This window comes from Bradyrhizobium sp. Kon58 (assembly GCF_055807455.1).
In genome coordinates this window covers 1-439 of the sequence record NZ_JBVVOT010000157.1, presented here as the reverse complement: position 1 = coordinate 439, position 439 = coordinate 1, and the positions used below count along the sequence as shown (strand labels likewise).

Below are 439 nucleotides of genomic sequence, written 5' to 3'. Positions count from 1 at the left end.
CAATGTTTGACCAGTTTCCGTGGACCCACCATATGGAATCGGGTGTGTTGCTGACCCGCCGATAAAATCTGTCAGGCATCAAAAGATTAGTGACGACGAACAACCCGGCGAACGCCGGGTTGTAACCACTCGTGCCAACGGCTAGGTAAACTCAGGCCGCGCCCGACAATCGTGTTCACACTGCAACCCGAGCAACACTTCATCAGAAGCGGTCCCGCTGATTAACGGTTCGATAATCGAACAAGTCCAGCGACTTCATTTGACCAAACTAACCATTCAGTACATTTTATCTCCACAGTTCTTATATCAATCGCGCCGGGTAACTCGTGAGGCAGTCACCGCTACCGAGTTTGTGGAGGATATCGCCAATGACCGGCTCATCCACATGAAACTCGGTGATATGACGGCCAATGTATTCGTTCGCTGAATAGCCCAGCAG

1 protein-coding gene is annotated in these 439 nt (G+C 51.0%); it reads left to right on the top strand.

The features are described from left to right. Positions 1-2: 2 nt before the first annotated feature. Positions 3-65, top strand: coding sequence for a hypothetical protein (locus tag AC0L20_RS39925; protein WP_473295654.1), 63 nt, complete (start codon positions 3-5; stop codon positions 63-65). Positions 66-439: the final 374 nt, after the last annotated feature.